This is a genomic window from Streptomyces sp. NPDC054961 (assembly GCF_053609145.1).
Window position 1 is genome coordinate 35,658 of record NZ_JBSGWY010000015.1, and the last position, 24,015, is coordinate 59,672.

Sequence of the window (24,015 nt, forward strand, 5' to 3'; positions counted from 1 at the left end):
CAGACCGCGCGCGCGGCCGCGCGCGCGCGCGGCGGCCCCCCCCGCCCCGGCGGGGCGGGGGGGGGGGGCCCGCCCCCGGCCCCGGCGCCCCCCCCCCCCCGCGCCGGCGGCGGACAGGGCGCCCGCGGTGGCCGCGGCCCCCGCGATGAACGTGCGCCTGGAGTTCCCTGTGCGCGTCACGAAGATGTCCCCTCGGTACCCGGCGCCATTACCGCCGGTAACAGTCACGTCCGGCGCAGGAGCATAGGGGTGCCACGGTGGTCACGGAAGGCGCGGAAGCACCCGCACGCACTATGGCGCGAAACCTTCCCCCCGGCGTTCGCTGTGGGAACCTTGACCGCACGTCAGGTCAATCGGGCAGTCGTGCCCGGACGCGGACACGGGTCCGCGCGTACGGGGAAGGAGCCTGCGGGTGTCGAGAGAGCCGCTTTCGCAGAAGGAGATCGAGGACCGGTTGCGGGAACTCCCCGGCTGGGCCTTCGAGGACGACCGGATCGTCCGCACCTACCGGCTGGGCAGCCACTTCGCGGCGAGCGCCCTCGTCGTCCACATCGCCTCCGTGCAGGAGGAACTGAACCACCACTCCGACCTCACCCTCGGCTACAACACCGTCCGGGTGTCCGTGAACACGCACGACGCGGGCGACTCCGTCACCGACGCCGACTTCACCCTGGCCGGACGCGTCGAATCCCTCGCCCCCGCCCACGGCGCCGCCTGATGGCCGGACCGGGGACCCTGCTCGACTACGACGCCGAGGCGGACGCCTACGACGCCTCGCGCGGCGGCGTCCCGCGCGCCGGGGCCGCGGCCTCGGCGGTCCTCGGCCTGCTTCCCGCGGCCACGGGCACCCTGCTCGACCTCGGCTGCGGTACCGGCATCGTCACCGCGCGCATCGCCGCGGGCCGCCCGGGGATGAGGGTCCTCGGCGTGGACGCCTCGTCCGGGATGGCATCCATAGCGCGCTCCCGGGGCGTCCCGGTGGTCCTCGGCTCCGGGACCCGGCTCCCGGTCCGCACCGGCTCGCTCGACGCGGTCAGCGCGATCTGGCTGCTGCACCTGCTGCGGCGGCCGGGCACGGTGGCCGCACTGATCGCCGAGGCGGGGCGGGTGCTGCGCCCCGGCGGGGTGTTCCTCACCACCGTCGACAAGGACGCCGCGCACGACGTCGGCAGCGACATCGACGCGCTGCTCGCACCGCACCTCACCGGTGCCCCCGCCGACGACGCCCAGGAGGTCGCGGCCCACGCGGCAGCCGTGGGCCTGCGGCCCGGCGGCGAAGGCCGCTTCACCGGGCACGGCCAGGGCCGCACCCCGCGCGGAAGCGCCGCGGCCCTGCTGGCGGGGCGGTACGCCTCCCGGGTGAGCCCGCGCGGGATCACCCCGCGCGCGCTCGCGGACCGCCTCGAGCTGCTGCCCGGGCAGGACGTCCCGCGCGGGGAGCCGGTGTACCGGCTGCGCGCCTTCGTACGCGGCTGACGGACCCCGCCCCCGGCAGGGCGACGCCGGGGGCGCCGTCGGCCGGGGGCGGGGGCGGGGGCGGGGGCGGGGCGGACCGTTTCACCGTTCTCGGGGTGCGGCCGAGCGCCGCCGGGCCGCGGTCGCCGGGCCGCGGGCACCGGGCCGGCTCAGACCCGCTCCAGGCGCCACCACTGCGAAGGCGAGTCGTTGTCCTCCGCCTGCCGTGCCTGGCCCTCGGCGTCCGCCTCCAGCGGCAGACCGCTGATGGCGGCGATCAGCGAGACGACACCGGGGTCGTCGAGGTGCTCCTCGACGACCCACTCCTGTGCCCCGAAGGCGTTCGCCCTCCACACCTGGACCCGGGCGCCGCTCTCCGTCGACGCGTTCGCGACGTCGAGCCGCCGGCCGTTGTGGACGCTGACGAGGTGGAAGATCCCGCCGCCGCTGTGGACGGGTGTGATCTCCCACTGCCGGGCCGGCTCCGGCCCGCCGTCGGGTCCGCCGTCCGGACCGACCCGCACCCGGTTGCCGCCCTCGACCCCGAGCAGCAGCCCGGTGGCGACGTTGCGGACCCGGTACACGCCCTCGGGGGGTCCGGCCGTCCCGGTCGCGTCGGCCATCGCGGGGCTCAGGCGTCGAACTCGGCCGGGTCGGGACCGATCCGGCGGCCCGCCGAACCGGCGCCGAGCGCGTCCAGCGCGGCGATGTCGGCGGCGTCCAGCTCGAAGCCGAAGACGTCCAGGTTCTCCCGGATCCGCGCCGGGGTCACCGACTTGGGGATCACGACGTTCCCGAGCTGCAGGTGCCAGCGCAGCACCACCTGCGCGGCCGAGCGGCCGTGCTTGTCGGCGATCGCCGTGACGGCGGGCAGGGTGAGGAGCTCCTTGCCCTGGCCGAGCGGGGACCAGGCCTCGGTGGCGATGCCGAGGCGGGCGTGCACGGCGCGCAGTTCGGCCTGCGGGAGGAGCGGGTGCAGCTCGATCTGGTTCACGGCCGGCACCAGGGAGCTCTCGGCGCCGAGGCGCTCCAGGTCGGCGGGGCGGAAGTTCGACACGCCGACGGCCTTGGCGCGGCCGCTCTCCGCGATCTCCTCGAAGGCCTTCCAGATGGCGACGAAGTCGTCGCGCATCGGGCGCGGCCAGTGGATCAGGTACAGGTCGACCGCGTCCAGGCCCAGCTTGTCGAGCGAGGCGTCGAACTCGCGCAGCACGCCGTCGCGGCCCCAGGTCTCGGACGTGCCGTTCCACAGCTTGGTGGTGACGAACAGTTCCTCGCGCGGGATCCCGGCGGCGGCGATGGCCTTGCCGGTGCCCCTCTCGTTGCCGTAGATGGCCGCCGTGTCGATGCTCCGGTAGCCCGCCTCCAGCGCGGTCCCGACGGCCTGCTCCGCCTCGGCGTCGGGAACCTGCCAGACGCCGTAGCCGAGCTGGGGCATGAGCGTGCCGTTGTTGAGCTTGGTACCGGGGACCTGGTTCACGTCGGGTCGTTCCCTCTTGTCGTCGTCATCGGTACGCGTGGGGCGTACGACCGGCGACAACCGGACTCCCGCCGGGCCTATTCCCGCCGTACGGATGAATCCCGTACGGCGGGAAACGGCGGCCGGTGGCCGGGCCGGGGCGGGCCGGGGGGAGTGGCCCGGAGCGGTGGACCCGTGTCCCGGTGGAGGTCCCGGACGGTGCCCGGGCAGGCGTACCGGGAGGCGCACCGGCGGGCCTACCGGTGGGGCTACGCCCCCAAATACGCCTCGCGGACCCGCGCGTCGGCCCGTACCTCGGCGGGCGTGCCCTCGGCGAGCACGCTCCCCAGGTCCAGGACGACCACCCTGCTGCACAGGTCCATCACGAACGCGACGTTGTGCTCGACCAGCAGCACCGCGCAGCCCTCGTCCTCGGCGAGCCGCCGCACGACCGCCGCCAGCTGCGCGCGCTCGGGCGCCGACATGCCCGAGGCGGGCTCGTCCAGCAGCAGCACCCGGGGCGGATCGGCGACCGCGCGCGCGAGCTCCACCATCCGGGCCCGGCCCACCGGCAGACCGCCGGCGTACGAGGCTTCGAGCCCTCCGATCCCACAGTCGGCCAGCACCCGCGAGGTCCGCTCCCGCCGCTGCCGCTCCCGCCGGCGGCGGGCGGGCCAGGCGACGAGGTCGGCGACGAGACCGCCGCCACCGCCCCGCCACTCCTGAGCGACGAGGACGTTGTCCGCCACGCTGAGCTGCCCGAACAACTGCTGGCGCTGAAACGTCCGGCGCATGCCGTGCCGGGCCCGCCAGACGGGGGAACGGCCGGTGATGTCCACCCCGTCCAGCAGCATCCGGCCCTCGTCGGGCCGCCGGATCCCCGACAGGACGTCGAACAGGGTGGTCTTCCCCGCCCCGTTCGGCCCGATCAGCCCGCACACCTCCCCGGCCCTGACCCCGAGATCGACGCCGGCCAGCGCGGTGACCCCGCCGAACCGGACGCCCACCCCGGCGGCCCGCATCACGTCCGCGCTCCCGCTCATGTCGCCATCCCCAGATAGGCCTCGGTCAACCGGTCGGGATCCACCTCGGAGCGCGGACCGCACCAGGAGACCCTGCCCTGGGAGAGGTAGGCGACCGTGTCGGCGATCCCGAGGATCTCGGCCGCCTTCTCCTCCACCAGCAGCAGCGCGGTCCCGGCGTCGCGGAGCTCGGTGAGCAGCCCGTACACCTCGTCCACCACGCGCGGCGCGAGCCCGAGGGAGGGCTCGTCCGCGATCAGCACCCCGGGCGGGCGCTGCAGCAGCGGTGCGAGGGCCAGCATCTGCTGCTCCCCGCCGGACAGGGCCCCGGCGGCCACGGAGCGGCGCTCGCGCAGCCGGGGGAACCGCGCGTACACGGCGTCCCGCTCGGCCGGGTCCCTCAGGTACAGAGCCAGGTTCTCCTCGATGCTGAGCGCGGGGAAGATCCCCCGCCCCTCGGGCGCCAGCAGCACCCCCGCCCGGGAGCGCCGTACGGCCCCGTCGCGGGTGGCATCGCGCCCGCCGACGTGGACCCCGCCCGCCACGACGGGCACCAGTCCGGCGGCCACCCGGCACGCGGTGCTCTTCCCGGCCCCGTTGGGCCCGAGCACGGCCAGGATCTCCCCGCGCCGCACGCGCAGATCCACCCCGTGCAGCACGAGCCCGCCGTCGTACCCGGCGGTTACGCCGCGCAGCTCCAGCGTGGGCCCCGAATCCAGCCCCGCCGGCGTGTGAGGCGCGGGGTCCGGGGCGGAGCCCGGGGATCCCGTACGCGGGCTCGGGGGCACGCCCCCGGTTTCGGGAAGGGGCGGGGTGGGGGAGGGCCCCGCAGGGCTCCGGGCCCCGGGCACGGCTGCGGCGGCGGCACCGGCTCCGTCCCCCGCCCCGGCCAGGGCAAAGGCCCGCCGCCGGGCCCACCGCACCGGCACGGCCGCGCAATACCCGTCCGGATCGTTGGCCAAGGCCAGCCCCGCCAGCCCGAAGAGGATCACCGGCAGGTGCGCCGACGCCGTCACGTAGTCCGCCATGACCCGCGGAGCGACGGCGAAGACCAGTCCCGCCACCACCGCGTACTGAGGCCGGCGGACCCCCGCCGCCACGACCACCGCCAGCCACACCAGTCCCGTCATCGCGGTGAAGTCCGTCGCCGTGATCCGGGTGTTGTACGACGCGTACATCACGCCCCCGAACCCGGCCAGCCCCGCCGACAGCGTGAACAGCAGCAGCTTCGTCCGCAGCACGGACACCCCGGAGGCCATCGCCGCGGCCGGAGCCGACCGTACGGCGAGCATCGCCCGTCCCGACGGCGAGCTCCGCAGCGCGCTGAGCCCGGCCGCGACCACCGCGACCACGAGGAGCAGCGTCACCCCGAGCGCGCGGTCGTCGGAGAGGTCCACCGGCCCGATCACGGGCCGCGGGACCGACCACCCCGAGTCCCCGTTGCGCAGCCACCGCATCTGGAAGAGCACCTGGTCCGCCAGGAAGGCCAGCGCCAGGGTCGCCAGGGCCAGGGACCGCCCGCCGAGCCGTAGTGCGGGCAGTGCGACCAGCGCTCCCAGGACGGCGGCGACGCAGGTACCGACCGCCAGGGCGGCGACGAACGGCCACCCGTGGCTCATCAGCAGCCCGGCGACCAGCGCGGCGCCGGTCACGAACGTGCCCTGGGCCAGCGAGACCATCGCGCCGAGCCCGGTCACCACGGTGAAGGACATGAACACCAGGGCAAGCGCCAGCCCTTGGGCGAGGAGCCCGCTCCAGAACGGCGTGGTCACGGTGTAGAACGCGACGCCCAGGGCCACGCCCAGACAGGCCCACACCCCCCACCTCCGCCCCCACGGAGCCCCGGCCAGATGGTCGACGGAGGCGACGTCCACGGCCGCGGTCCCGGCGGCCCGCGCCCTGCGGGTGAGCACCAGCAGCCCGCCGAACAGGATCAGGAACGGCACGGCCGTCCTGAAACCGGTGACGGAGTCGGCGAACGAGGCGTAGCCGACGACCAGGTTCTGCAGGACGCCGAGTCCCAGTCCCCCCGCGAACGCGAGCGGTACGGAGGCGAACCGCCCGATCACCGCCGCGGTGGCCGACACGAACAGGAACAGCGTGAAATCGTGCGCCGACAGCCCGAGCAGCGGGGTCGCCAGTACCCCCGCCAGCCCGGCCAGCCCCGAGGCGATCATCCACGCCACCGACGACAGCCGGTCGGCGTCGATCCCGCGCAGTTCGGTGAGCGAGCGGTTGTCGACGGCGGCCCGCAGCCGCAGGCCCAGCCGGGTGTGCCGCATCAGCACCCACAGCGCCACGGCCACCACGGCCGTCGCCACCCAGGTGATCAGCTGGTCGGAGTCGATGCCCACGTCGGCGGTGAGCTGCCAGGACGTCGCCGGACTCGGACCCACCCCGGGCAGTCCGAACTGGTTCTCCGCCGGCGCGAGCGGGGCGCCCGCGTCCGTCAGCAGTTCGACCGCCCACAGCCCGGCCGCCGGAAGGGCCACCAGCAGGCCGATGGTGGCCACGATCTGCGCCGTCTCGCCGACCCGCGCGAGCCGCCTGAACATCAGCCGGTCCAGCGCCCAGCCGAGCCCGGGCGCCAGCACGAACACCACCAGCAGCGCCGCCGGGACGGCCGGCCAGCCCAGTCCGGAGTGCAGTTCGTAGAAGGTGAGCGCGCACAGGTAGGCGGTGGCCCCGTGCGCGAAGTTGAACAGTCCGGACGCCGAGTACGACAGCACCAGCCCGGTGGCGAGCAGTGCGTACAGGGCGCCGGACACCAGACCGCTCAGTACGAAGGCGAGCAGATCTCCCATGCGGATCCCGGTGCCTTACTTGAAGGGAATGGGCTCGTAGCACGTGAACGGTACGGAGACCTCGTACGCGCCGTTCTTCAGCTGGACGAGCGCTCCGCAGCCGAAGCTGTCCTTCTGGCCCTTGGGCTCCGAACGGTCGCCCACGAGGGTGGCGGTGTCGGTGAAGCCCTGCGCGGCGGCCTGGAAGGATTCGACGGTCAGGTCCTTGCCGGCCTTCCGCGCGATGGACAGGAACAGGTCGGCGGACATGTAGCCGGTCATCATGTGCATGTTGAGCGGCAGATCCTGTCCGCCCGAGGCGGCCTTGATGTCGGCCTTGAACTGGGCCATCTTCGGGTTCGCCGACTCGAACGGCTCGAACTGCAGCAGGACGTGCACGCCGTCGAGGGCCTGCTTGGTGGCGTCCTTGGCGAGCAGGCCCGGGTCGTAGTCGGTCGGGTCGGAGAGCAGCCCCCTGTAGCCGCTGCGCTTGAGCGAGGTGAACAGCCCGATGTTGTTGGGGGTCTGCATGACCGAGAGGACCGCGTCCGGAGCCTTGCCGTCGTTGCTCTCGAGGATCTCCTTGACGTACGCCGACCAGTCGCTCGGCACGGCGGTGCCGGGCACCGAGGCCTTGGCGTAGGCGACCTTGAACCCCGCGCTGGTGAAGCCCTGCTGGAAGGTGCGCACGCCGAACTTCCCGGCGTCGCTGTCATTGGCGATGATGGCGACCGATTTGCCCTGGGCGCCGCCGAGGACCTTGCCGATGCCCTCGGGCCAGGTCTGGTTGATGGTTCCGCCGGGGGTGGGCACGAGGCAGCCGTTGAACCCGTAGATGTACGTGGGGCCGCAGAAGGAGGGGAGCGTGCCCCAGCCGAAGGTGGGGACCTTCTCCTGTTGCAGGAAGTCGGAGCCGGTGAAGGTGACCGAGCTCATGGGGGAGACCGCGAACACCTTGTCCTGCTGGACGAGTTTGCGCGCCGCCGCCAGGTTCTTGGCGGGGTCCTGGCCGTCGTCCTCGGCGCCGATGTAGTCGATCTTGCGGCCGTTGATCCCGCCCTCGGCGTTGGCTCTCATGTACCGGGCCTTCGCACCGAGATCGGTGTCCTTCTTGCTGTAGCCGCTGGCGCTCGTCATCGACACGATGCCGCCGACCTTGATCGAGTCGGCGCTCACCCCGCGGGAGTTGCCGGGTGCGCCCGGCTTGTCGGTGGTGGAGCTGCTGGAGGCGGAGTTGCAGGCGGATACGAGCGCGAGCGTCGCCGCCGCGGCGGCCAGGGTGCGGATCGGTCGCAACATGTGTGGATCCCCTCCGGTCGGAATCCCCGAATTCTGTGCGTGATCTGACGCATCGTCAATATCAACCGCAGGTAAAGTGACGATCCGTCAGGTAACGGTTGGGGGCGTCGGAGTGGTCGCGGCTCACACCCGTCAGGACTGGTAGAGGGCCTCGACCTCCTTGGCGTAGGCCTTCTCGATCGCCCGCCGCTTCAGCTTCAGCGAGGGCGTCAGCAGCCCCCGCTCCTCCGTGAACTGCTCGGCCAGGACGCGGAACGTGCGGATCGACTCGGCCTGCGACACCAGGGTGTTCGCGGCGACCACCGCCCGGCGGACCTCCGTCGTCAGATCCGGATCGAGCGCCAGCTCCGTCGCCGGCATCTGCGGCCGCCCGCGCATCGCCAGCCAGTGCGCCACCCCCTCCGCGTCCAGGGTGAGCAGGGCCGCGATGTACGGCCGGTCGTTGCCCACCAGCACGCACTGCGAGACGAGCGGATGTGAACGGACCCGCTCCTCCAGGGCGGTCGGCGCGACGCTCTTGCCGTTGGAGGTCACGAGGATCTCCTTCTTGCGCCCGGTGATCGTCAGGTAGCCGTCCTCGTCGAGCCGCCCCAGGTCCCCGGTCGCCAGCCAGCCGTCGCGCAGCACGGCGTCCGTGGCGCGCGGGTCGTTCAGGTACCCGGCGAAGACGTTGTCGCCGTGCAGCCAGATCTCCCCGTCCCGCGCGATGTGCACCGTACTGCCCGGGATCGGCAGGCCCACGGTGCCGTACTTCGTGGCCCCGGGAGGGTTCGCGGTGGCCGCCGCGCACGACTCCGTCAGGCCGTACCCCTCGAACACCGTGATTCCGGCGCCGTCGAAGAAGAGCCCGAGCCGGCGCGCCATCGCGGAACCCCCGGACATGGCGTGCCGCACCCGGCCGCCCATCGCCTCGCGGACCTTCCCGTACACCAGCTTCTCGAAGAGCTGGTGCTCCATGCGCAGCTTGGCCGAAGGGCCGGCCCCGATGCCGAACGCCTTCTGCTCGCGGGCCTCCGCGTAGCGGACGGCCACGTCCACCGCCCGGTCGAAGGCGCCGGCCCGGCCCTCCGACTCCGCCTTGCGGCGGGCGGCCGCGAAGACCTTCTCGAAGACGTACGGGACCCCGAGGACGAACGTAGGCCGGTACGCGGCGAGGTCCGGCAGCAGCTCGGCCGCCGCCAGGACGGGCTGATGGCCGAGCTTCACGCGGGAGCGGACGGCCGCCACTTCCACCATCCGCCCGAAGACGTGCGCGAGAGGCAGGAACAGCAGGGTGGAGGGCTGCTCACCGGGCCCGGCCTGGAAGACGGACTCCCAGCGGGTCGCCATCGTGTCGGCCTCGAAGATGAAATTGGCATGGGTCAGCACGCACCCCTTGGGCCGGCCGGTGGTGCCCGAGGTGTAGATGACGGTGGCCGTCGCATCGGGGGTCACGGCGCCCCGGTGGCGGTGCACGACGTCCTCGGCGACCTGGCGGCCGTCCTCGACGAGCCCGTCCACCGCCCCGGAGTCCAGCTGCCAGAGCCGGCGCAGGCGCGGCAGCCGCTCGATGACCGATCCGACGGTCATGGCCTGGTCCTCGTCCTCGACGACACAGGCCGTGCACTCGGAGTCGTACAGGATCCAGTGGACCTGCTCGACGGAGGAGGTGGGATAGACGGGGACGGGCTGCGCGCCGATCGCCCACAGGGCGAAGTCGAAGAGGGTCCACTCGTACCGGGTGCGGGACATGATGGCGACCCGGTCGCCGAAACGGATGCCGTTCGCCAGCAGGCCCTTGGCCAACTCCGTTACCTCGGCCGCCAGTTCGGCAGAGGTCACATCGTGCCAGACGCCGTCGGTCTTGCGGCCGAGCACGACGCGGCCGGGATCCTCGCGGGCGTGCAGGAAAACGACATCGGCCAGACCGCCGACGGGCGAGCCCGTGACGACCGGTGGGACGGTGATCTCGTGCAAGTCCCGGCTCCTCTCCGCGCAGCGCGGCGACGCTACCCCACGGTCCCGCCGGGCCGGGAGCCCTGGGGAAACCTCCACAAGATCCCCCCGCGCGGTGGACCCGTGGCGTCGTCCGGTTACCGCGGGCCGGCCGAACGCGCGCCGCGTGCCCGCCGTGCCCGCCACGTGCCCGCTGAGCTGCCGTCGTGTGACCGCCGCCCCGGCTGCCGGACTCCGGGGCGTGATCCGCTCCGCCATCCGGCCCTGGCCCGCGGAATGTCTCCAACGCCCCCGTCCCCCCGCGTGGTCGGCTGTCGGCCGAGTCAACTCGCCGACATCGAAAGCTGGTCCCCGGTGTACCGATCACGCGTCCTCGCCGTACTCGTGCCCTCCCTGCTCGCGGCCGTGCTCGGAGGCGGCGCGCCCGCAGCCTCCGCCTCCGCCGCCGCCCCGGCCGGGGCCGGGGACGGGCGGCCCGTACCGCACTGTCTCAACCCGGAGGGCGACGACCTCAACGCGCTGTACCACGTCAAGCAGCGGATCATCGGCCCGCCCGCCTGCCGCGAGACGTTCGCGCGGGCGCAGTGGGTCAGGAGTGCCCCGGACTGGGTGACCGCCGCGGACGGCGCGAGCGCCGTCTACCCGGAGGGCTACGCGCCGCGGCGCGTCGACCCGATCGAGGACTTCAACCACACGTTCGTCAGCGCGACCTACGTGCACGACATCGGGACGCCGCGGGAGAAGAGCTTCACCTACAAGAGGAAGCAGGTCCTGCGCACCGGATCCGTAGGCTCCGACGGGCTGCCGTTCACCGCGCTCATCTCGCCGCCCTTCACGGCGCTGGGCGTCGGTGAGCACACCACGACGGTCTTCATCACCCTGGAGGCCGAGCACTGCGACGGCCTGGGAACGGTCCGCGAGGAGAACTGCCTGCCCGCGGGCCGCTCCCTGTTCTCCGAGACCTCCTTCGAGGTCGTACCCCGCCCCCGCCACGACGGTCCCGCGCAGCCCTGATCAGTCCCGCGCAGCCCTAGGCGGGCCTGCTCAGGCGGTCGCCGCCCGCCAGGACGGCGGCCGCCAGGGCGTCGGAGGCCGGCGTCGGGCGCAGTCCCTGGAGCAGTGCGAACTCCACCGGGCCGAGGTCCGGCAGCCCGCCCACCCGGACCAGCCCCGGCGGGATCAGCCCCCGCGTGTGGGCCATCACGCCCAGGCCCGCCCGCGCCGCCGCGATGAGTCCGCTCAGGCTGCCGCTCGTACAGGCGATCCGCCACGGCCGTCCGTCCGCCTGCAGCACGTCCAGCGCCCGCGCCCGGGTGATCCCCGGCGGAGGGAAGACGATCAGCGGGACCGGCCGGTCCGGGTCCACCCGCAGGCCCTCCGCCCCGATCCACACCATCCGGTCCCGCCACACCAGCCGGCCCCGCTCGTCCCCCTCCCCGCGCCGCTTGGCGAGGACGAGGTCGAGCCGCCCCGCGTCCAGCCGCTCGTGCAGGATCCCCGAGAGCTCCACCGAGAGCTCCAGCTCCACCTCGGGGTACTCGTGCCGGAACGCCTCGAGGATCTCCGGCAGCCGGGTCAGCACGAAGTCCTCCGAGGCCCCGAAGCGCAGCCGGCCCCGGATGCGCGTCCTCGTGAAGTAGGCCGCCGCGCGCTCGTGCGCCTCCAGGATCGAGCGGGCGAAGCCGAGCAGCGCCTCGCCGTCCTCGGTGAGCTCCACGCTGTGCGTGTCGCGGAGGAAGAGCGGCCGGCCCGTGGTGTCCTCCAGGCGCCGCACGTGCTGGCTGACCGTGGACTGCCCGAGGCCGAGCCGGACCGCGGCCTGGGTGAAGCTCAGGGTCTGGGCGACGGTCAGGAAGGTGCGCAGCTGGACGGGGTCGTACACGGCTCCCACCCTACGCCCGGTCATCGCGATCCGTGATGACAGTCACCGCGGTGTACGGGTTTCCCGATCACCACGCCACCCTCGACGATGGAGCGGCGAGAACGACGACCCCTACCCCGGCAAGTGAGCACCGTGAACACCCCCATGCGCCGCCGCCCGACCCTCCCCGCCCGGCTCCCGGTGGACCCGTTCGTCACGGGCCTGCTCGCCACCGTCGGCCTCGCCGCGCTGCTCCCCGCCACCGGTGCGGCGGCCACCGCGGCCGACGCCGCCTCCACCGGAGCCGTGGCCCTGCTCTTCTTCCTCTACGGAGCCCGCCTGTCCACCCGCGAGGCCCTCGACGGCATGCGCCACTGGCGGCTGCACGTCACCGTGCTCGCGTGCACGTTCGTCATCTTCCCCCTCCTCGGCCTCGCCGCCCGCACCCTGGTCCCCACCCTCCTCACGCCCCCGCTCTCCGACGGCCTGCTCTTCCTCTGCCTGGTCCCCTCGACCGTCCAGTCGTCCATCGCCTTCACCTCGATCGCCCGTGGCAACGTGCCCGCCGCGATCTGCGCCGGCTCCTTCTCCAGCCTCGTCGGGATCTTCCTCACCCCGCTCCTCGCCGCCGGCCTGCTCGGCGGCGGCGCGGGCGGGTTCTCCCTCGACTCGCTGCTGAAGATCGTCCTCCAGCTGCTCCTGCCCTTCGTGCTCGGCCAGGTGGCACGCCCCTGGGCCGGCGGCTTCCTGGTCCGCAACAAGAAGGTCCTCGGCTACGTCGACCGCGGCTCGATCCTGCTCGTCGTCTACGCCGCCTTCAGCGCGGGCATGGCCGCCGGGATCTGGCACCGGGTCAGCGTCCCGCGGCTCGCCGCGCTGATGGTGGTCGAGGCGGCCGTCCTCGCCGTGATGCTCCTGGCCACCTGGTACGGGGCGAAGCGCCTCGGATTCACCCGAGAGGACCGGATCGCCATCCAGTTCGCGGGGTCGAAGAAGAGCCTGGCCGCCGGACTCCCCATGGCCAGCGTGCTGTTCGGCCCGCAGGCGAGCCTCGCCGTGCTGCCGCTGATGCTCTTCCACCAGATGCAGCTGATGGTCTGCGCCGTCCTGGCCCGCCGCCGCGCGCGGGACCCCGAAGCGGGCGAAGGCGCCCAAGCCGCCGGAGGTACCGGAGCCACCGGAGCCGGTGGAGGAACCGGTGGAGGAACCGGTCAAGGCGCCGGGGCCGGGGCCGACGAACCCGCCGGCCGCGCCGAACTCCCCGCCGGGCATGTGGCGGAGGTCTCCCGAGCCTCCCAACACCCGGCCCCGCGCGCCCGGTAACGTGCGGCGGTGACCTGGATACGCCCGCTCTCCGCCACCGCCCCGCGCCCCTGCACCCTGGTGGTCTGCCGCGGCTGCTGCTGCGGCGATCCCCGCAAGAACCCCGGCACCGACCACGCGGGCCAGCTGGCCCGGCTGCGCGAGGCCGCCGCGGCCTCGGACGGGCGCCTGGCCGTCCGTACGACCGACTGCCTCGGCCCGTGCGCACAGGCCAACGTCATCGTCGTGCAGCCCACGACCGAAGCCCGTCGCCGGGGTGCCCGCGCGGCCTGGTTCGGCTGGGCCCTGGACGACACCGCCACCGAGGAGATCATCGCCTGGGCCGCGTCCGGCGGCCCGGGCACGGCCCCGGTGCCGCCGACCCTCGACCTCCACCGCATCGACCCCCCGGCCCCGAAGCCGCCCGCGGCCCGTCGGGACCGGGCCGGCGGGAAGGGGGCGCGGGGCCGGAAGGGGTGAGGGCGGCCGACAGGCCGCCTTCTCCAGCCGGACGGTCGCGGGTCAGGCCGAGAGGTCGACGCGCTCCTCGCCCGCGTAGATGTTCATGTTCCCGCCCCGCAGGAACCCGATCAGCGTGAGCCCCGACTCCACCGCCAGGTCCACCGCGAGCGAGGACGGCGCGGAGACCGCCGCCAGTACCGGGATCCCCGCCATCACGGCCTTCTGCGCCAGCTCGAAGGAGGCCCGGCTGGACACCAGCAGCACCGAGCCCGCCAGCGGCAGCAGACCGGCCTGCAGCGCCCGGCCGACGATCTTGTCCACCGCGTTGTGCCGGCCCACGTCCTCCCGTACGTCGATGAGCTCGCCGTGCGCCGAGAACAGCCCGGCGCCGTGCAGCCCGCCCGTACGGTCGAAGACCTTCTGGGCCGCGCGCAGCCGGTCCGGCATCTCCCCGAGGACCCGCGCGCCCACGCGTACGGGATCGTCCGCGAGCCCCGGGAAGCGGGTCGCCGTGCGCACCGCGTCCAGGCTGGACTTCCCGCACAGGCCGCAGGAGGAGGTCGTGTAGACGTTCCGCTCCAGCTTGATGTCCGGCACCGGAACTCCCGCGGCCAGCTGCACGTTCACCACGTTGTAGGTGTTCGTTCCGTCCTCGGCGGCGCCCTCGCAGTAGGTCACGGCCCGCACGTCCGACGCGGAGCCGAGCACGCCCTCGCTGGCCAGGAAGCCCACGGCGAGCGCGAAATCGTCCCCCGGGGTGCGCATCGTGACGGCCAGCGGTTTGCCGTTGAGCCTTATCTCCAGCGGCTCCTCGGCCACCAGCGTGTCCGCCCGGGTGCCCGCCACGCCATTCCGGATCCGGACGACGCGACGGCGTTCGGTGACCCGTCCCATGTGATCAGCCCACCCGTTCTGTCTTCGTCCCGCGCTTGATGAACCCATTCTCGCGGATCCGCTTCGGGCAGCGTCCCCGGCTGGAGGATCCTCGGGAAGCTCCAAATTCCGGGCAGGGAATCCTGTCGGGTTACGCGCCCCCGTACCCATCGGTAGCAGGCAAAGCTGGAACATCCTGACTGTCTTACAAGGGGGGACCCCGCCCATGACCGGTTCACGCGTGGTGGCGCTAGGGCACTACCAGCCCGCGAGAGTGCTCACCAACGAGGACCTCGAGGCGATGGTGGACACCAACGACGCGTGGATCCGGTCCCGCGTCGGGATCAAGACCCGTCACATCGCCGGCCCCGAGGAGCCGGTCGACGAGCTGGCCTACCAGGCCGCGGGTAAGGCCCTCGCGAGCGCGGGCCTGACCCCGGACGACATCGACCTCGTCCTCGTCGCCACCTCGACCGCGATCGACCGCTCCCCGAACATGGCGGCCCGCGTCGCGGCCAAGCTCGGCATGGGCGGCCACCCGGCCGTCATGGACCTCAACGTCGTCTGTTCGGGCTTCACGCACGCCCTGGCCACGGCCGACCACGCGATCCGGGCCGGCGCCGCCACCCGCGCACTCGTCATCGGCGCCGACAAGATGACCGCGATCACCGACTGGACGGACCGCACCACCTGCGTCCTCACCGGCGACGGAGCCGGCGCGGCCGTCGTCGAGGCCTGCGACGAGCCCGGCATCGGCCCGGTCCTGTGGGGCTCGGTGCCCGAGATGGGCCACGCGGTCCGCATCGAGGGCTCGCCGCCGGTCTTCGCGCAGGAGGGCCAGTCCGTGTACCGCTGGACCACCAGCCAGCTCCCCCCGCTCGCCCGCAAGGTCTGTGAGAAGGCCGGGGTCACCCCCGAGGAGCTGGCCGCGGTCGTCCTCCACCAGGCGAACCTGCGGATCATCGAGCCGCTCGCCGCCAAGATCGGCGCCGTCAACGCCGTCGTCGCCCGCGATGTCGTCGACTCCGGCAACACCTCGGCCGGCTCCATCCCGATGGCCCTGTCCAAGCTGGTCGAGCGCGGCGAGATCCCGTCCGGGGCGCCCGTCCTCCTCTTCGGCTTCGGCGGCAACCTCTCCTACGCCGGCCAGGTCATCCGCTGCCCGTAGCCGTGCGCCGGGCCTTCCGCGCAGCCGGCCGGCTCCGCGGAGGGCCCGGCCCGGACACCGGTCCGTCGGGGCGCGCGGCGAGGGCGCCCGCGCTCTGCGAGACGTGACGTCTCGCTCGGTCCGGGCGTCCGCCCTCCTGGACATGCCCGCAGGTCAGCGCGGCGCGTCGAACTCGGCCCGGCCGAAATACCTGGTCGGAACCCCGCCGAACCTTTGCTATTGTTGTCCATGTCGCCGCGGGAAACCGGGGCCGACCACCTAGTCCGGGTGGCGGAATGGCAGACGCGCTAGCTTGAGGTGCTAGTGCCCTTTATCGGGCGTGGGGGTTCAAGTCCCCCCTCGGACACAAACGGTCGAAAGACCATCTGGCCCCCTGCGAACAGCAGGGGGCCAGACTTGTTTTCCGTGCAGGGCGAGCCGTCAGGCGACCGGCTGCTGCTGGGTGACGCAGTGGATGCCGCCGCCGCCCGCCCCGAGGCTGTCGATGTTGAGCTGCTCGATCACCCGGCCCGGGAAGGCCCGCTGGAGGGTGGCCTTCGCCGCCGCGTCCGCGGTGCTGTCGCCGAATTGCGGGGCGATCACGGCGCCGTTGACCACGTAGTAGTTGGCGTAGGCGCCCACGAAGTCGGGGCTGGTGGAGCGGATCTTGTCGTAGTCCGGGCCCTGGAGCTGGGTGACGACGACCGGGTGGCCCTGGGCGTTGGTGGTGGTGGACAGGATCTGGTACTGCTGGCGCGCGTCGTTCGACCAGGCGTCGGTGTCCTTCGCGAGCGGCATCTGCACCAGCCCCGACCCCTCGGCGAGGAACCGGGACGTCGCGTCCACGTGGTCGTCGGTGATGTCCCGGCCGAGGACGCCCTTGAACCAGACGACCTTGGACGCGCCGAAGGCCGCGCACAGGGCCGCTTCCAGCTGGGCCTGGCTCACGCCCGGGTTGCGGTCCGGGTTGATCAGCGAGCTGCGGGTGGCCATGAGGGTGCCGGCGCCGTCCGTCTCCACCGCGCCGCCCTCACCGGTGAACCCGGCCGTGCCGAACAGCACTCCGGCGTAGGCGGCGACCCGGCCGGCGACCAGCGCGTCCTTGGCGTGGGTCTGCTGGTTGCCCCAGCCGTTGAAGTTCAGGCCGACCGCGTCCAGGCCGCCCGCCCCGTCGGTACGGAACACCGGGCCGCTGTCGCGCATCCAGCAGTCGTCCACCGGGATCGTGCCGATCACCGTGACCGCCGGACCGCAGGCGCTCCTCGCCCGGGCGACGCTCGCGGCATTGGCGCACATGACGACGGGCTCGTACCGGGCGACGGTCTTCGCGATGAGCGCGATGTTCGCCTGGACTCCGGCGAGCTTCCGGCCCCAGATGGCGGAGCTGTCGGGCCACGCCATCCAGGTCCGGGTGTGCCGGACGGTGTCGATCGGGACGGCGAAGCCCCCGGCGGCCGCCGGCGCCGGACGGACGGCCGCGAAGGCCTGCCCGCCGACCGACGCCAGGGCGGCGCCGGCCGCCGTGAGGCCCGCCGCCGTCAGGAAACCGCGTCGGTCCAGCGTCCGTACTGCGTGCTCGTTCATTTCTGATCTCCGATCAGCCATGAGTCAGGAGTGGATGGGACGAACCGATGGGCCGTGGGCGCCGCCGCGCCCACGGCCCCCCTCACAGGGCGCGGCGCGCGGCGGCGATGCTCCGGGGGTCCCACCCCGGGCGGGGTACGGACTCCAGGAGCAGGCGCGTATAGGGGTGCTGGGGGTCGGCGAGCACCCGCGCCGTCGGGCCCGACTCGACGATCCGGCCGCGCCGCATGACGATCACGTCATCGGTGACACAGCGCACGACGCCGAGGTCGTGGGTGATGAACAGACAGCCGATGCCGGTCTGTTCGCGGATGTCGAGGAGCAGGTTCAGGATCTGCGCCTGCACCGAGACGTCCAGGGCGGCCACCGCCTCGTCGAGGACGAGGACGGACGGCTCGACCGCCAGCGCGCGGGCGATCGTGACGCGCTGGCGCTGGCCGCCCGACAACTGCCGGGGCAGCGCGTCGGCCTCGGGCGCCCCGAGGCCGACCTGGCCGAGCAGCTCGGTGATCCGGCGGGTGTGGTCGGCGCCGGGGAAGTGCAGCCCGAGGGCCTCCCGCAGCGCCCCGCCCACGGTGGCGCGGGGGTCCAGGGACAGGAAGGGGTCCTGGAACACCATCTGGATCTCACGGGCCCGCTCCAGGCGGCCCGCCGTTCCGCGCCGGTGCTCGCGCCGGTCCCGGCCGCGGACCAGGACCCGGCCCTCGTCCGCCCGCTCCAGACCGACCACGATGCGGGCGGTCGTCGTCTTGCCCGACCCCGATGCGCCGACGACCCCCAGGGAACCGCCCTCGGCCAGCCGGAAGGACACGTCGTCCACGGCGGGCACCCCGCCGTAGGCCCGGCGCAGGCCCGCGACCTCCAGCACGGTCTTCCTCTCGCTCGTCGTCGTCATGGGTGGAGCTCCTCGCGTTCCGTGCGGTCCCGTCCGGCCGCGGCGACGAGGTCGCCGTGGTGGCAGGAGGCGAGGCGGCCCGGTTCGCCGGCGACCGGGAGCAGCGCCGGCGCCTGGCGCGCGCACAGCGCGGTGGCGACCGGGCAGCGCGCGGCGAAGGGGCAGCCGGTGAGCTCCTCGCGCAGGCCCGGTGGCCGGCCTTCGATGGCGGCGAGCCGCCCCCGGGGCCCGTCGAGGCGCGGGGTGGAGTTCAGCAGGGCGGCCGTATAGGGGTGGCGGGGCCGGGTGAAGAGGTCGCCCGCGGGGCCCGTCTCCACGATCCGGCCCGCGTACATCACGTACACCCGGTCGCTGATCGCGGCGGCGAGGCCGAGGTCGTGCGTGACGAACAGCAGCCCGGTACCGAAGCGTTCGCGCAGTTCGCCGAGGAGGGAGACCACCTCGGCCTGCGTGGTCACGTCGAGGGCCGTGGTGGGTTCGTCGGCGAGGAGCAGGGCGGGGTCGCCCATCAGGGCGGCCGCGATCACGACCCGTTGCAGCATGCCGCCGGAGAGCTGTCCGGGGTACTTGCGCAGCGCCCCCGCCGTGAGGCCGACGGCCTCCAGCATCATCGTGGCCCGCTCCTCGGCGACCGCCTTGGAGGCGTTGGCGGTCAGGCGCAGGCTCTCGGTGAGGAAGTCGCCGACGCGGCGCATCGGATTGACGGCCGCCCGGGGGTCCTGGAAGATCATGGCCGCCGTGCTGCCGCGCAGCACCCGCAGCCGCGCGGGCGTCATCGTCAGGACGTCGTCGCCGGCCACCCGTACCTCGCCCTCCGTGCGGGCGCCCGGGGGGAGCAGCCGCAGGACGCTCCGCGAGGTGAGGCTCTTGCCGGAGCCGGACTCGCCGACCAGCGCCACCGTCTCCCGGGCGCCGACCGACAGGTCGACTCCGTCGAGGACGGGCCGGGCGGTGTCCGGCAGGTGGAGCCGGAGCCCCTCGATCTCGAGGGTGTGCACCGGTCTCATCGGGGCCTCCTGGATATCTTGTCGGCCCAGCGCTCGCCGACGACGTTGAAGGCGACCACGGTCAGTACGACGGCCCCGCACGGCACGATCGCCGAGAGCGGGTACCCGGCCTGGACGGCGGCGTTGCCGTCGAAGACCATGCGGCCCCAGTCGGGCGTCAGCGCCGGCACGCCCAGTCCGAGGAAGGCCAGGCCGGCCAGGTCGATCAGGGCGTAGCCGAAGTTGATCGTGGACTGGGCGAGGACGACGGGCATGACGGCGGGTACGACGTGGCGCAGGCAGATCTGCGTCCCCGAGTGCCCTTGCACCCAGTACGCCTCCACGTACGGGCGGGCGCGCTCGGCCAGTACGAGGGAACGGGTGAGCCGGCTGACGTACGGGAGGTAGGCGATGGCCAGGGCGATGACGGGGGCGAGCAGCCCTTCGCCGTAGACCGAGACGATCAGGATGGCCAGCAGCATGCCGGGGAAGGCGAAGACCAGCTCGGTGCTGCGGGAGAGCGCCGAGTCCAGCCAGCCGCCCCGCCACGCGGCGGCGGTGCCCGTCGCCACGCCGGCCACGGTGGAGAAGACGACCACGCCGAGCGGGCCCAGGAGCGAGGTGCGGGCACCCAGCACCAGCCGGGACAGCGTGTCACGGCCGGACGCGTCGACCCCGAGGAGATGGCCGGCGGAGGGGCCCGCGAGGGCGTTGCCCAGGTCGACGGCGTGGGGATCGTAGGGGGCGACCCAGGGGGCGAGGACCGCGACGAGGACGACGGCGGCGACGAAGCCGGCGCAGACCAGGGACAGGGGGGCGCGGGCGGTCCGGATCCGGGAGAGGCCCGGCCGGCGCACCAGGACGGAACTCATGCGGCCTTCTTCGAGGGTCCGAGGGAGACCCGGGGGTCGACCAACGGGTGGAGCAGGTCCACGACGAGGTTCACCGTCATGAACAGCGCGACCATGAGGAGGGAGATGGCCTGCACGGTCGGAAAGTCCTTGGTGGTGGTGGACAGTTCGAGGAGCTGGCCGATGCCGCCCACGCTGAACGCCGACTCCACCAGGACGGTGCAGACCAGCAGGGTGGAGACGATGAGCCCGCCGGTGGTGAGCACGGTGCCCAGGGCGTTGCGGAACACGTGCCGCCGGACCACCAGGCTCTCGCGGACGCCCCGGCTCCGGGCGACCGTGACGTGCTCCTGGCCCAGGACGTCGAGCATCGCGGCGCGCGTGACGCGGGCGAGCATGCCGATCAGGTACAGCGCCAGCGCGACGGCCGGCAGGGTCAGGTGCCACAGCATCTGCCAGAACCCGTCGCCGGTTCCCCCGGTGGGGAACCAGTGCAGCCGCACCGCGAACAGGCCTTGCAGCAGGACGGCCGCGACGAACGACGGGGTGCCGATGGCGAAGGTGGTCGTCACCAGGATCGCCGTGTCGCCGCGCCCGCCGCGGACCGCGCCGGTCCAGCCGAGGACCAGCCCGCACACGAGGACCAGGACGAGCGCCATCGAGATCAGCATCAGGGTGCTGGGCAGGCGGTCCGCGAGCAGCCGCGACACGTCGGTGCGGTAGGTGATCGAGCGGCCGAAGTCGCCCCGCACCACCTGGCCGAGCCAGTGCAGGTACCGCACCGCGAACGGGTCGTCCAGGTGGTAGTGCTCGTTGATCGCCCGCAGGGTCTCCGGGGAGGCCGAACGGCCGCCGAGGAGGAAGCTCGCCGGGTTGCCCGGGGCCAGGTACAGCGCGCCGAAGATGACGAAGGAGGCGGCGAGCAGGGTGGCGGCCATCTCGGCCAGCCGGCGTACGGCGAAGCGCAGGAAGCTCATCGGGCGGCCGCCCCGACGTCCGCGGCCCACGGGTAGTACAGGTAGGAGATGGTGGTGGGGGCGCCGGTGATCCGCTTGTTCAGGAAGACCGCGGTCGGCCACTCGGCGACCGGGATCCACAGCACCTGGTCGGCGGCCTTCTTCTGCAGTTCGGCGGCGACCGGGAAGCGCTTGGCCGGGTCGTACTCGGACCGGGCCTTGTCGGTCAGCGCGTCGTAGGAGTCGTCGCTGTAGCCGGCGTAGTTCTGGTAGGCCCCGGTCCGGAAGTTGCTCAGCAGGTCCATCGGGTCGGTGATGGAGTCGTAGTACGTCTCCGGGAACATGTCGAGGCCCTCGCGCGCCGCGGGATCGGTGAACAGCGAGGTGAAGGCGTTGGGGGCGATGGTCTTCAGGACGACCTTCAGCCCGATCCTGGTGCCGGCGTCCTGGACCGCGGTGGCCAGCAGCGAGACGTCCTGGCCGATCGAGCTGGTGGCGATGGTCACCGTCTTGCCGGTGGCGCCCGCTTCCTCGATCATCCGCCGGGCGGCCTCGACGTTCTGCTCGGGGGAGGGCAGGCCGTCGAAGGCGGACGCGCGGATGTTCTCGGGCGCCCCGGCCCAGGCGGCCCGGGTGGTGAGCGAGGTGGTGACGGTGCCCGCGCCGCCCAGGCCCGCCTTGACGAAGCCGCGGCGGTCCAGGGCCAGGGACAGCGCCCGGCGGACGCGGACGTCGCCGAGGGCGCCCTTCATATTGGTCACGTTGACGTTGACGGTGCTGAGGCCCTCGCCGAAGGAGAGCGTGCCCGCCCCGCTCCCGCGCAGCCGGTCGTAGCTCTCCGTGGGGATCAGGTAGCCGCCGTCCGCCTCACCGCTGAGCAGGGCGTTCGTCCGGGCGGAGGGGTCGGTGAGGAAGGTGAACACCGCCTTGGCCGACTTGGCCTTGGAGCCCCAGTAGCCGTCGAAGCGCCGGAGCTCGACCGACTGGCCCTTGTTCCAGGCGCCGAGCTCGAAGGGGCCGGTGCAGTCCAGGCCGCCGGTGGTGCCGTAGTCCTCGCCGGCCTTCTCCACGCCGGCCTTCGAGGCCACGACGCCGGCGGCGGTCGCCATGTACTGGGGGAACTGCGAGTCGGGTTCCTTGAGCGCGACCGTCACCTGGAGCGGGCCGGTCCGGGTGACCGACTCGACCTTCTCGAAGGTGCTGTTCCAGGCGGCCCCGTTCGCCGGGTCCATCTGGCGGCCGAGGCTGAAGACCACGTCGTCGGCGGTCATCACGGAGCCGTCGTGGAAGCGCACGCCGGGGCGCAGGTCGTAGACCCAGGTCAGGGGAGTGGTGTTGGTGGCCTTCTCGGCCAGACCCGGAGCCAGGGTCAGCTGCGGGGTCCACCGCATCAGGCTCTCGCAGACGTTCGACAGGATCGTGTTCTGCGGGTAGTCGAAGGCGGAGATGTAATCCAGCGTGGGGGGTTCCGCGTAGAGGGCCCAGGTGAAGGAGTCCAGCTCGCCGGCGGCGGCGGGGGTGCCGGTGGACAGCGTGAACGAGGCGTCCGCCGGTCCGGCGCCCTTCGGCGGGCCGGAACAGGCGGCGAGCAGGCTGACGGCCGCCAGGGCCGCGACGACGGGGAGCGCGTGGCGGCGGCGGGCGGACGGGCGGGTGCGCGCGGAGCCGGCGGCGCGGGGCCGGGGCAGGGATCTGGGCATGGGGTGCTCTCTTCCGTGCGGGCGGGGGAGGTACGGGCCGGGCGGCGGCCGGTGCGGGGGAGTCGGAGGGCGGCCGCCGGGCCCGGGCGCGGCGAAGGGGACGAGCGGCTCAGGCGGAGGCGTCGGCGGGGCGGTCGGTGGCGGCGGCCGCGGAGGCGTCGGTGCGGCGGACCGGGGCGGGTACCTGCTGGGTGATGCAGTGGACGCCGCCACCGCCATAGGCGATCACGCGCGAGCGGACCCCGACGACCTTGCGGCCGGGCAGCGCGGCGGCGATGACGGCGAGCGCGCCCTCGTCCGCGGGGGTGCCGGCGACCGGGACGACGACCCCGCCGTTGGCGATGTAGAAGTTCAGGTAGCCGACCTCGGTCTCCTTGCCGTCGACCTCGACGAACGAGCTCTGCGGAAGGTCGATGATCGTGAACGGGCGCCCGACGGCGTCGGTGGCCGCCTCCAGGACGGCGCGGTTGCGCCGCATGCGCTCGTAGTCGGGGTGGGCCGGGTCGGCCGGAAGCTGCACGATCACCGTGGCGGGAGCCACGAAGGCGCAGACGCCGTCCACGTGACCGTCGGTCTCGGTGTCCAGCAGACCGCCGTACGGCAGCCAGATCACCTTGGTGACACCGAGGCGGGCGATCAGCTCGGCCTCGATCTCCTCCCGGGTCATGTCCGGGTTGCGGTTCGGGTGCAGCAGGCACTGCTCGGTGGTGATCAGCGTGCCTTCGCCGTCGACCGTGATCGCTCCGCCCTCGAGGATCATCCGGGAGTCGACGCGGTCGATGCCGAGGTGGCCCAGCAGGGCCGCGGAGATCTTGTCGTCGGTGTCGTAGGGGAAGTGCTTGCCGCCCCAGGCGTTGAAGCGGAAGTCCACGCCCGCCCGCTCGCCGTCGCGGCCCAGGACGAAGAGGGGGCCGGAGTCCCGGAACCAGGAGTCGTCCAGCGGCAGCTCGACCACGTCGACGCCCGCACCGCACCTCTCACGGGCCTCGGCCCCGCTGCCCGGCAGGGCGACCATGGTGACCGGCTCGAAGGCGGCGATCGCGGCGGCGACCTGCGCGTACTCGGCCTTGACCTCGTCGAAGACCTCTCCCCACAGCTCCTGCCGGGTCGGCCAGGCCATCAGGCAGCCTTCGTGGTCGGTCCACTCGGCCGGCATCCGGAACATCGTCATGATCTCTCCTGTTTGAAAATTTAGTCAGCATGGAGGCGAGTGCAGGGGCCCCTCGCGTCCAAGAGGGGAGGTGATGTGCCCGCATCCTCCATCGAACTGAAAATTCAGTCAATGATTCTGGCCAAGCTGATACGGAGCGGGCCAGAAGCGGTGTCGGGTGGGGCGGTCCCCGGCCCGGGGGGCCCCGGGGGGCCGGGCGGGGGGGGGGGGGGTGGGGGGGAGGGTTCCCGCCAAAGAGGGGGGAGGGGTGGGGCGCGCGATGGGGTGTGGGAAA

At 73.2% G+C, this 24,015-nt stretch carries 21 protein-coding genes and 1 tRNA gene; 7 read left to right on the top strand and 15 right to left on the bottom strand.

What is annotated here, in order from left to right:
* Nucleotides 1-412: 412 nt before the first annotated feature.
* Together ACWF9Z_RS15985 and ACWF9Z_RS15990 are read left to right on the top strand one after the other, a co-directional pair.
* A complete protein-coding gene (locus ACWF9Z_RS15985) occupies nucleotides 413-718 on the top strand; it encodes a 4a-hydroxytetrahydrobiopterin dehydratase (protein ID WP_453602541.1) in 306 nt (101 codons plus the stop codon).
* Nucleotides 719-735: 17 nt separating this feature from the next.
* Complete coding sequence (locus ACWF9Z_RS15990) at nucleotides 736-1,476, top strand: class I SAM-dependent methyltransferase (protein WP_453602702.1); 741 nt, start codon at nucleotides 736-738, stop codon at nucleotides 1,474-1,476.
* Between the two features lie 149 nt (nucleotides 1,477-1,625).
* Here ACWF9Z_RS15990 and ACWF9Z_RS15995 read toward each other — a convergent pair whose 3' ends face one another.
* From ACWF9Z_RS15995 to ACWF9Z_RS16020, 6 genes are all read right to left on the bottom strand, one after another.
* On the bottom strand, nucleotides 1,626-2,078 hold the full coding sequence (locus ACWF9Z_RS15995) for an RICIN domain-containing protein (RefSeq protein ID WP_453602543.1): 453 nt from the start codon (nucleotides 2,076-2,078) through the stop codon (nucleotides 1,626-1,628).
* A gap of 8 nt (nucleotides 2,079-2,086) precedes the next feature.
* On the bottom strand, nucleotides 2,087-2,935 hold the full coding sequence (locus tag ACWF9Z_RS16000) for an aldo/keto reductase (RefSeq protein WP_453602544.1): 849 nt from the start codon (nucleotides 2,933-2,935) through the stop codon (nucleotides 2,087-2,089).
* A gap of 248 nt (nucleotides 2,936-3,183) precedes the next feature.
* Nucleotides 3,184-3,957 carry an ABC transporter ATP-binding protein gene (locus ACWF9Z_RS16005; RefSeq protein ID WP_453602545.1) on the bottom strand — a complete coding sequence of 258 codons (774 nt, stop codon included), beginning with the start codon at nucleotides 3,955-3,957 and terminating at the stop codon, nucleotides 3,184-3,186.
* On the bottom strand, nucleotides 3,954-6,740 hold the full coding sequence (locus tag ACWF9Z_RS16010; protein WP_453602546.1) for an ABC transporter permease subunit: 2,787 nt from the start codon (nucleotides 6,738-6,740) through the stop codon (nucleotides 3,954-3,956). Before ACWF9Z_RS16010 ends, ACWF9Z_RS16005 begins: the two co-directional genes overlap by 4 nt.
* 15 nt (nucleotides 6,741-6,755) lie before the next feature.
* On the bottom strand, nucleotides 6,756-8,018 hold the full coding sequence (locus ACWF9Z_RS16015; protein ID WP_453602548.1) for an ABC transporter substrate-binding protein: 1,263 nt from the start codon (nucleotides 8,016-8,018) through the stop codon (nucleotides 6,756-6,758).
* Nucleotides 8,019-8,150: 132 nt separating this feature from the next.
* On the bottom strand, nucleotides 8,151-9,974 hold the full coding sequence (locus ACWF9Z_RS16020) for an AMP-dependent synthetase/ligase (protein ID WP_453602550.1): 1,824 nt from the start codon (nucleotides 9,972-9,974) through the stop codon (nucleotides 8,151-8,153).
* Between the two features lie 333 nt (nucleotides 9,975-10,307).
* On the opposite strand from ACWF9Z_RS16020, the gene ACWF9Z_RS16025 reads away from it, so the two are divergent.
* On the top strand, nucleotides 10,308-10,967 hold the full coding sequence (locus tag ACWF9Z_RS16025; RefSeq protein WP_453602552.1) for a hypothetical protein: 660 nt from the start codon (nucleotides 10,308-10,310) through the stop codon (nucleotides 10,965-10,967).
* 16 nt (nucleotides 10,968-10,983) lie between these two features.
* On the opposite strand, the gene ACWF9Z_RS16030 is transcribed toward ACWF9Z_RS16025, so the two are convergent.
* A complete protein-coding gene (locus tag ACWF9Z_RS16030; RefSeq protein ID WP_453602553.1) occupies nucleotides 10,984-11,835 on the bottom strand; it encodes a LysR substrate-binding domain-containing protein in 852 nt (283 codons plus the stop codon).
* A 144-nt stretch (nucleotides 11,836-11,979) separates the two neighbouring features.
* Between ACWF9Z_RS16030 and ACWF9Z_RS16035 the strand changes: the two genes are divergently transcribed.
* Complete coding sequence (locus ACWF9Z_RS16035; RefSeq protein WP_453602704.1) at nucleotides 11,980-13,137, top strand: bile acid:sodium symporter family protein; 1,158 nt, start codon at nucleotides 11,980-11,982, stop codon at nucleotides 13,135-13,137.
* Nucleotides 13,138-13,146: 9 nt separating this feature from the next.
* Nucleotides 13,147-13,596: a (2Fe-2S) ferredoxin domain-containing protein gene (locus tag ACWF9Z_RS16040; RefSeq protein WP_453602555.1), complete on the top strand. Its 450-nt coding sequence runs from the start codon at nucleotides 13,147-13,149 to the stop codon at nucleotides 13,594-13,596.
* A gap of 42 nt (nucleotides 13,597-13,638) precedes the next feature.
* Here ACWF9Z_RS16040 and fdhD read toward each other — a convergent pair whose 3' ends face one another.
* On the bottom strand, nucleotides 13,639-14,472 hold the full coding sequence (gene fdhD / locus ACWF9Z_RS16045) for a formate dehydrogenase accessory sulfurtransferase FdhD (protein WP_453602556.1): 834 nt from the start codon (nucleotides 14,470-14,472) through the stop codon (nucleotides 13,639-13,641).
* A 205-nt stretch (nucleotides 14,473-14,677) separates the two neighbouring features.
* Here fdhD and ACWF9Z_RS16050 point away from each other — a divergent pair, with 205 nt between their 5' ends.
* Entirely contained in the window at nucleotides 14,678-15,619 is a 942-nt protein-coding gene (locus ACWF9Z_RS16050; RefSeq protein WP_356655789.1) for a beta-ketoacyl-ACP synthase III, read from the top strand.
* Between the two features lie 261 nt (nucleotides 15,620-15,880).
* A tRNA-Leu gene (locus ACWF9Z_RS16055) sits at nucleotides 15,881-15,965 on the top strand.
* Between the two features lie 74 nt (nucleotides 15,966-16,039).
* Here ACWF9Z_RS16055 and ACWF9Z_RS16060 read toward each other — a convergent pair.
* From ACWF9Z_RS16060 to ACWF9Z_RS16090, 7 genes are all read right to left on the bottom strand, one after another.
* The gene (locus tag ACWF9Z_RS16060) at nucleotides 16,040-17,182 is read right to left on the bottom strand and encodes an agmatine deiminase family protein (RefSeq protein WP_453602558.1); all 1,143 of its coding nucleotides are present in this window, start codon (nucleotides 17,180-17,182) and stop codon (nucleotides 16,040-16,042) included.
* 82 nt (nucleotides 17,183-17,264) lie between these two features.
* Nucleotides 17,265-18,077, bottom strand: a complete 813-nt coding sequence (locus tag ACWF9Z_RS16065) for an ABC transporter ATP-binding protein (RefSeq protein ID WP_453602560.1) — start codon at nucleotides 18,075-18,077, stop codon at nucleotides 17,265-17,267.
* Nucleotides 18,074-19,084 carry an ABC transporter ATP-binding protein gene (locus ACWF9Z_RS16070; RefSeq protein ID WP_453602562.1) on the bottom strand — a complete coding sequence of 337 codons (1,011 nt, stop codon included), beginning with the start codon at nucleotides 19,082-19,084 and terminating at the stop codon, nucleotides 18,074-18,076. The genes ACWF9Z_RS16065 and ACWF9Z_RS16070 overlap by 4 nt, the downstream gene beginning before the upstream one ends.
* Nucleotides 19,081-19,935, bottom strand: coding sequence for an ABC transporter permease (locus ACWF9Z_RS16075; protein WP_453602563.1), 855 nt, complete (start codon nucleotides 19,933-19,935; stop codon nucleotides 19,081-19,083). Before ACWF9Z_RS16075 ends, ACWF9Z_RS16070 begins: the two co-directional genes overlap by 4 nt.
* Nucleotides 19,932-20,891: an ABC transporter permease gene (locus ACWF9Z_RS16080; RefSeq protein WP_453602565.1), complete on the bottom strand. Its 960-nt coding sequence runs from the start codon at nucleotides 20,889-20,891 to the stop codon at nucleotides 19,932-19,934. The genes ACWF9Z_RS16075 and ACWF9Z_RS16080 overlap by 4 nt, the downstream gene beginning before the upstream one ends.
* On the bottom strand, nucleotides 20,888-22,570 hold the full coding sequence (locus ACWF9Z_RS16085) for an ABC transporter substrate-binding protein (protein ID WP_453602567.1): 1,683 nt from the start codon (nucleotides 22,568-22,570) through the stop codon (nucleotides 20,888-20,890). Before ACWF9Z_RS16085 ends, ACWF9Z_RS16080 begins: the two co-directional genes overlap by 4 nt.
* A 109-nt stretch (nucleotides 22,571-22,679) precedes the next feature.
* Nucleotides 22,680-23,741 carry an agmatine deiminase family protein gene (locus tag ACWF9Z_RS16090; RefSeq protein ID WP_453602569.1) on the bottom strand — a complete coding sequence of 354 codons (1,062 nt, stop codon included), beginning with the start codon at nucleotides 23,739-23,741 and terminating at the stop codon, nucleotides 22,680-22,682.
* Between the last annotated feature and the right edge of the window lie 274 nt (nucleotides 23,742-24,015).